We start from the raw sequence: 7,537 nt of genomic DNA on the forward strand, positions 1-7,537 counted from the left end.
GTTTTAGTTGAAGTTTTAGTTGTAGTTTTAGCTGCGGTCTTATCTACTTTAGCTTTTTCGACTACAGATGCACTTTTAGCAGTATTAGTTTTAACAGTAACTTTAGCTACCTCTTCTTTAGTTGATTTAGACTTAGTTACAGTAGCTTGTTTAGTTTTGCTAGCTTTAGAAGTTTTGTCTACTTTGCTAGCTTTCTTTGAACTATCTGCTTTATCAGAACTATCAACTTTGGCTGTAGATTTCTTAGCTTTAACCGCTTTCTCTGCTTTGGTAGCCTCGATTGAGGTAGCAACTTCATCTTTGCCTTTCGTTGTAGATTCTTTAGAAGCTTTCGTAGTTTTATCAGCTTTGGCAACTTTCGTTTCAGCAACTTTTGTTTCTGCTGCTTTTTTAGCTTTATTGACTTCAGAAGTAGCTTTATCCTTCTTGGTTTTAGCTTTAGGAACTTCAGCTACTTCTTCTGCTGTTGCAGTTTGTGCAGCAGCTGTTGCAGCTTTAAGAGTTTTACCACGAGCAGCTCGAGCTTTGGCTTTCGCTTTAGAAGAAGTAACTTCTGCAGTTGTGTCTTCAGCAGTAGTTTCACCTGCAGTAGTTTCTTCTATAGTCACTTGTTCTGTTACCGGATGCTCTTGCTTATTGTCTTCAACTGCTACTTTGGTAGCTTTGGTTGCTTTGCTAGGAGTTGCTTTTTTATTTGCAACTTTCTTAGCTGATGCAGTTGGTTGAGCTGTGCCATCAGCAGTAACTTGAGCAGGTAAAGACTTACTGTTAGCAACTTCATCTTCGCTTGTAGAATGTGTTGGATTTGCTGCTTCTACACTACTTGCGGTTTCTATAGCATTTTTCTTTTGCGCACGCGCAGCTGAACGAGCAGTAACTTTACTTGCTTTAGTTGCTTTTTTACTAGCGGCTTTTACTTTAGTAGTTGTCGCAGCAAGCTCGTTTTCGTTTTGTGTAGCTGGTGTATGGTCTAGTTCTTGAGTTGGTTCTTGAACTTGATCTTGCGCTTGCTCTTGAGCCTGTTCTTCACTTTCTAGTACTGCAACTAGTTGCTCTAAAGTTAATTCTTCATCTTCGTTTTTACGACGTTTGCTAGGAGATGCTTTAGTTTTAGAAGCTTTAACTTCAGAAACTTTAACGTCAGTTTTTACTGAAGCTTCAGGTGCAGAAGTAAGTGCTACTACTGAATTATCATCTAGAACATGTTCTTTTAGAACTTGCTCTTCTTGGTTTGGTTCTTGGTAAACTGCTGTAGTACTTATCGCAGCTTCACTTTGATCACTAACTTGTACATTATTAGCAAGAGCTGGCTCATTGTAATCGTTGGTACTGTGAGTACTGTCACTTGTACTACCTAGATTATTTTGAACCGCAGCTTTTTGTCTTACACGCGTAAAGATTTCAATTACTTGACTAGGATCTAAAGTCATTAGAACCTGTACAAACTCTTGATTCTCTAAATCTGCAACTTTAATGTTTGCTACTACTTGGGTAAAGAGATTAGCAGTTAAAGCTTCATTATTAACCGCTTGATTATCATCGGTAGTATTAGTACTTACTACTCTTTGCGCTACTCGTTTATAAAGATTAACAAGATCTCTTGATCCAACCGTAGTTAGTGCTAACTTAAATTCTGGAGCATTTAAATTCTCAATGGTTAAGTTATCTGCTAAATAATCAAGTAAAGGATTACCTGTAGAAACAGTTGAAGAAACTACGTAAGTAGGAGAAACAACGTCAGCTGTAGTAGCACTATTAGCTGCCGAACTATAAGTCGAAGTAGTATTATCTAGAGAAACTTGCTTAGCAGCAAAATCCTCTTGCTTAGAGTTAGTGCCAAGATTAGCATCTAAACTTTGGCTTGAGTTTGCTTCGGCATTAGAGTTTAGACGACTTAGATTGCTAGTTTCAACTTTAGCACGTTTGTTGTTGCTATGAGTGTTATTGAATTTTTCACTGCGACTAAAGTTTTCTACTGCTTGATCGGTTAAATCATAACTACTTGCATGTGGAGTAATAGCTCCATTACTTAAGTAAGCAGAGATATTACGTTCAGCAAACACTAAATCTTCAGGTTGTGCTAGTTCTTGTTCAGTATTTTGACGATGCGCACCAAAGAATTGTGATAAGAATGCACGTAATCCAGCTTCTACATGCTCAAAGTTTGGTAGTTTATTTGGATCAACTCCTAAAAAATCAGCCATTTGTTGCGGATCATTAGGTACTTTATCTTGTACTTCATGTTGGTATATGTTTAATGCTTCTTGTTTGAGCATTTTTACCGTTTGACGAATTTGGCTTGCATCTAGACCATTTTGTGCCAAGATTTCAGGTAAGCCTGTATCTAGAGTTTCATAGAACTGACGTAAAGCATTAGCTTTAGCGATGTATCCTAAAGCTTTAATTGCATGATAGTCATCAGCTGTTGCTTCTTTTTCTAAGAACTCTTTCTTGCGTTGCGCATTAGGTTGATGCGAAGTACTATTCAGATAACTTGCTGGATCTTTAAAGAAAACCTCTGCTTTAAATTCTGGATCGTCTAGGTTGTAACCATATAGAGCTACTAAACTACGTAATACCGGATTATCGCGAATAGTATGGAGTGAGAATTGTCTCACTTCATTAGCACGCTCTTGACGAATTGCTTGTTGCTGCTCAGGAGTTAAAGCTTCTTTAGGTTCGAGTTTTAAAGAAAGATTTTCTAATTGCGCAACTAGAGCAGCTGATGGATTTTCAGGATCGAGTAATTCATCGGTTAACTGTTGCTTGTACGAAGCTTGAGCCGCAGCATATTCATCACTTGCATATAACTCTTGTTCTGGAATTAATTCTGGTTCAATGATTTTCTCTAAATAGCCTTGAACTTTACTTAGACGAGCAAAGTTATCTGCTTGTTGCGCAAGAATGCGTGATACTTGGGCTGGTTCAAAACCTTGTAAGTCATAAGCATTAGCATCTATCCATTGTAAGAATTTATCGGTTGTATAGTCTTCGTCGAGACTTTTTAACATAAATTCATCTGCTAGATGTAATGCATGTTTTACAACTTCTGGAGTTAAGCCTTGATTGGTTTTTGTTTCACTTACTAAACGTTCTTCAATACTTACGTAAGAAGCTTCAAAAGCTTTACGCCAGTATTTAAGAATGTAGTTAGTTTCATGTGGTAAAGATAATTCTGCGAGTTGCGTAAGAATATCTTCTTTTTCGGCAACAAAGTTAATTGGATGAATACCTTCTTGAGCTAGTTGTTGTTCCAGTACGTCTTGATGTTTATTAATCAGCTCAAGGGTGTAATCATCTTCTTGGCTGCGTTCGGCAGCTAAGTTAGAGATTTGTGCCATGAGATCATAAACTTGCTGAGCTTGCGCAAACAGATCACGATAGTCACCTAAGCCTGCTTGTAAACAATAGGCTTTAAAGTCATCTAGATGCTGAGCAACATATTGCTCATATGCTTGATATTGAGCTGCTAAATTGAAAAATCCTTGTTCATAAAGTTCAAGTTGATTACGATATACGTCTACAACTTCAGCAATATCTAATAAGGCATTTTCAATTTGCTTAGTATAATCTTGCGGAGTAAGATTTTGAGGTTTAATGCCCGTATTGATATACGAGATTAAACGTTTAAGCTCACGCAGCACGCGCTGCGCGGTTTTAGTTTTCGGAGTTTCTTGACTGCGCGAAAGGAGTTGTTCTTTTTCGGTTTCAGACATAGAAGTATGTGTTGGAATAAAAAAGTTTTTTGCAGCTTATATTGTAGCAAAAGCTGAAATTGAGTACAAAGTTATCAATAGTTAAGAGGCTTAAGGTGAGCTTAGTTAAGAGTTAAAGGTACGAGATTTTAACTAGTAGTAAGATAATTTTATCTGGTAGTTTATGCTACAATATAAAGAGCTTAAAGATGTTATCTCTTAAAATTTTTCATTTAAATACAAGCACTAAAGTAAAAGCAAAACTAAAGTAAAAGCTAAAGAATAGGAGTTTGTATAGAGAACAATCTTTAAGTGCTTAGTCTTAACAGACTAAGCGGGGATTAATTTGCAAGATCGACTATCTATAGTGCGATCAAGAATTAAGTTTTTATTTACCAGTATCTACACAACTTAAAAAGTTGTTTGCTACATAAGTAGGTTCTTGAAACTTAGTTCTCTTGCAGGTAATGAGGTATATAAACTCTACCTAAGGCAAATTAATCAAAGATGAATTTTTATAAGGAATTATATGGACAATCCCCAGAAATTAGAGAATAATGACACTCATATAATCTTAAATTCTCTAAGTGACTCAGCTACTTCGTTTGACGCGCAAGAAATTAATGTAATCGAAGGTGCTGCTCCAATTTATAGTCAAGAAGAACTAGATGCTCTACCAGATCATGAATTAAAACATGTGGTATGTGGAGTAATCTTTAATGAATATGGGCAAGTATTAGTTAGTCGTCGCCGTGCTGGTGTTGACTATGCTAACTCTTTGGAATTTCCTGGAGGCAAGGTTGAATATCATGAAGACCATGCTGCTGCCTTAAAACGTGAATTTGAAGAAGAAGTTGGCATTACGGTGGATAATTTTAAATTAATTTATGAGCAACGCGTAAATGGTTCATCTTCGCCTTTTCACATTTTCTTTTATTTAGTTCGTGACTTTTTTGGGCAACCATATGGCGCAGAAGGGCAAGAAGTATTCTGGTTAAATGTGGACGAGATTGACTATAATCGTTTTCCTCCAGCAACACAATTATTAATTCAAAAATATATTCTTACCAATGAGTATATGCAAGAGATCTACCGCTAATAAATGTGAGTGTTTCTTGTGAGGATTAAGTGTGATCTAAAGATTACTACTTGTAGTGATTTTTAGATAAGAGATTTTTGTTTTAAAAAATATTAAAACGAAACAAAAAAGAACAATAACAGTAAAACCCGAGAACTTTGTGAGTGCGACTTACAAGTTCTCGGGTTTTCTGATTTTGAAAGTGATCATAATTGCGATGAGCAGACTTAGCTTTGACCGGTAATATTATGAGAGTGATTTTAATCACTAGTTAATTGCGCAAAAGAAAAACAGCAAAGGTAAGGTGCTAGTTTATCAATGCGTGCAAACGGTCAATAATAGTATGCTCGCGCTAAATGTGAAAAACATGACTTTAGCTTGTGAAATTTTAAGCATAAAAAAACACCAGCATCTACTAGATACTGGCGCACAATTCTCACTTTACTTTATAGGCTAAATAAACACCTAACATAGAGCACTTTTATAAAGTACTCCCAAACAAATCTAAGTACTATTATACTTCATGAATAGGGGTAAGTCACGAAGCCCATGGGTAAATGTATTAAAATATAGCTCATTATGAGGTTTTTGTTAGAAATGTCAATTTATGGATGCTAAAAAGTAAAAATTAAACTAACAAATGCACGTTTGAAAGGTGCTGTTTAAGCAAAAATTTGGGAGGAAGAAATTAAATTTTAGCATGCGCTATATAGATCTAAATCATAAGAAAATCGGACATTTTTTATGTGTAAGCTGAGCAAAACTATCTGCTGCGCAGCGAAAAATGCTTACGCAATTTTGATAGTTTTGTCATCATTGAAGTAACGATAAAAACCGAGTTATATCTAAGGGATTTTGTGATGAGTTTGCGAAAAATTTTCGTGCATGTAAAAATTGCGATTTAACACTAAATTAACGTGCTTAAGATTTTGTTTTTGATCAAAAACATCTGCTCTTAAACCATGAAATTATTCACAAATCTAAGTTTTAGTAAGGAATGATGATCAAAGTGATCAAGCGTTGCTCTAGCCACTTGTGATTTAGCTGTGATTTGGCGCTTAGTTGTGACAATTTTTTACATAAATTAAACGCAAATAAAACGTAAAACATAAGCGATATAGAAAGTTATTTTTTACGTTTAAGTGAAATATGATTGATGTTTGTAGAGATCAACAATTATAGCTAGAGAGTATGTAACTATGTTGTAACTCTATTGTACTCTGTTGCACTAAGTTGTAACTATAGGGAGTATATAAAAGTTGCCCGTATACATACTCTCACATTTAGCAATGCTGCTTATCTGAAAGCTATTAAATAGAGTTAGATATAACTCTGAAGTTGTTTAAGGTTGTCTGCTGGGTGTTTGAGGTTGTCTGAAATCTAAACTATTTCTCTTTAATTATTAATCATTTAGAGAAAAATACTCTCTTTTCAGAAAATTTTTTTCAAAATAGACTAGGCAAAGCCTAGAAAGTACGCTAAGATGAATTAGTCACTCCAATTTATCGTGACTTATATTTATGTTTGATAATGGTTTGCTTGGTAGAATTTAATTCTCTGTGTGTGAGTCGTATCTTCACCCTGTAAATATCTAAATCCTGTAAGCTCTTCCTTAGAAGAACTTTACAGTTTGACTAGATAATTAGCCAAACAAATTGCTGTGATTATGAATCCTCCAATTTGAGATATTTTCTATGAATACCCTCGCAAGATTTAATGCTTTTATCACTAAGACCTTTGCTCTGTGGATAATCCTCGGATCAGTGGTTGCTTATTATTTCCCAACCTACTTTACAGGTTCAATCCCATACGTACCTTATTTATTAGGGGTAATTATGTTTGGGATGGGGTGTACGCTTTCATTTAAAGATTTTAAAATTATCTTTACCCAACCCAAAGCCGTAATTGTAGGTATTGTAGCGCAATTCTTAATCATGCCTTTAGCGGCATATGCTATTGCTTTAGCTTTTAACCTACCAAAAGAACTAGCAGCTGGTTTAATTCTTTTAGGAGCATGTCCAGGTGGTACAGCTTCAAATGTTGTAACTTACTTAGCTCGTGGTAACGTAGCTCTATCAGTATGTATGACTTCAGCTTGTACCCTTTTAGCCCCAGTGTTAACTCCGCTCTCGTTCTACTTACTAGCTAGTCAATGGTTAGATATCCCTGCTTGGCCAATGTTCTTATCTGTAGTGAAAATTGTTCTTGCGCCAATTGTTTTAGGTTTAATCTTAAAACTATTCTTCCGCAAACAAGTAGCAATGACTACCCAAGCACTACCTTTAGTATCAATTGTTTGTATCTTAACTATTCTTACAGCAATTATCGGTGCTAATGGACAAAAACTAGTAAGTTCAGGTTTCTTAGTATTTGGTATTGTGTTCTTACACAATGCTGTAGGTTACTTCTTAGGTTACTTAGGGGCAAAAATCTGTCGTTTAAGTTTCCACGACTCAAAAGCGATTGCTATCGAAGTGGGAATGCAAAACTCAGCTCTAGGGGTAACTCTAGCCAATACTTACTTAGGTCCAGCAGCTGCTATCCCAAGCGTATTCGCGGCAATTTGGCATAACGTTTCAGGTCCAATTCTAGCGAGTGTGTTCGCGCAATTTAAAGATTCAGTTGCTGAAAAAGAAGCTGCAGAAGTGCGTGCGGCTATTACTGGTGAAGAACAGGTTAAAGTTGTTGATAACCAATAACACATTACAATAAAACAAATTCTTAATACGTAAAAACTCCCAGCTTAGCTGGGAGTTTTTACGTA

The 7,537-nt window shown here is 35.8% G+C and carries 2 protein-coding genes and 1 pseudogene; 2 read left to right on the forward strand and 1 reads right to left on the reverse strand.

The window, feature by feature from the left end:
* Positions 1–3,716, reverse strand: a pseudogene (locus CKF58_RS04745) (hypothetical protein); the annotation flags it as partial.
* A gap of 508 nt (positions 3,717–4,224) precedes the next feature.
* Here CKF58_RS04745 and mutT point away from each other — a divergent pair.
* Both mutT and CKF58_RS04755 read left to right on the forward strand, forming a co-directional pair.
* Positions 4,225–4,794: an 8-oxo-dGTP diphosphatase MutT gene (gene mutT / locus CKF58_RS04750; protein ID WP_119531496.1), complete on the forward strand. Its 570-nt coding sequence runs from the start codon at positions 4,225–4,227 to the stop codon at positions 4,792–4,794.
* 1,673 nt (positions 4,795–6,467) lie between these two features.
* Positions 6,468–7,472, forward strand: coding sequence for a bile acid:sodium symporter family protein (locus tag CKF58_RS04755; protein WP_119531498.1), 1,005 nt, complete (start codon positions 6,468–6,470; stop codon positions 7,470–7,472).
* Positions 7,473–7,537: the final 65 nt, after the last annotated feature.

This window comes from Psittacicella hinzii (assembly GCF_003585935.1).
Lineage (GTDB): Bacteria > Pseudomonadota > Gammaproteobacteria > Enterobacterales > Psittacicellaceae > Psittacicella > Psittacicella hinzii.

Bases quoted from the DNA above. Each gene is read 5' to 3' on its own strand.
- mutT (WP_119531496.1), top strand. From the start codon at position 4,225: ATGGACAATCCCCAGAAATTAGAGAATAATGACACTCATATAATCTTA.
- CKF58_RS04755 (WP_119531498.1), top strand. From the start codon at position 6,468: ATGAATACCCTCGCAAGATTTAATGCTTTTATCACTAAGACCTTTGCT.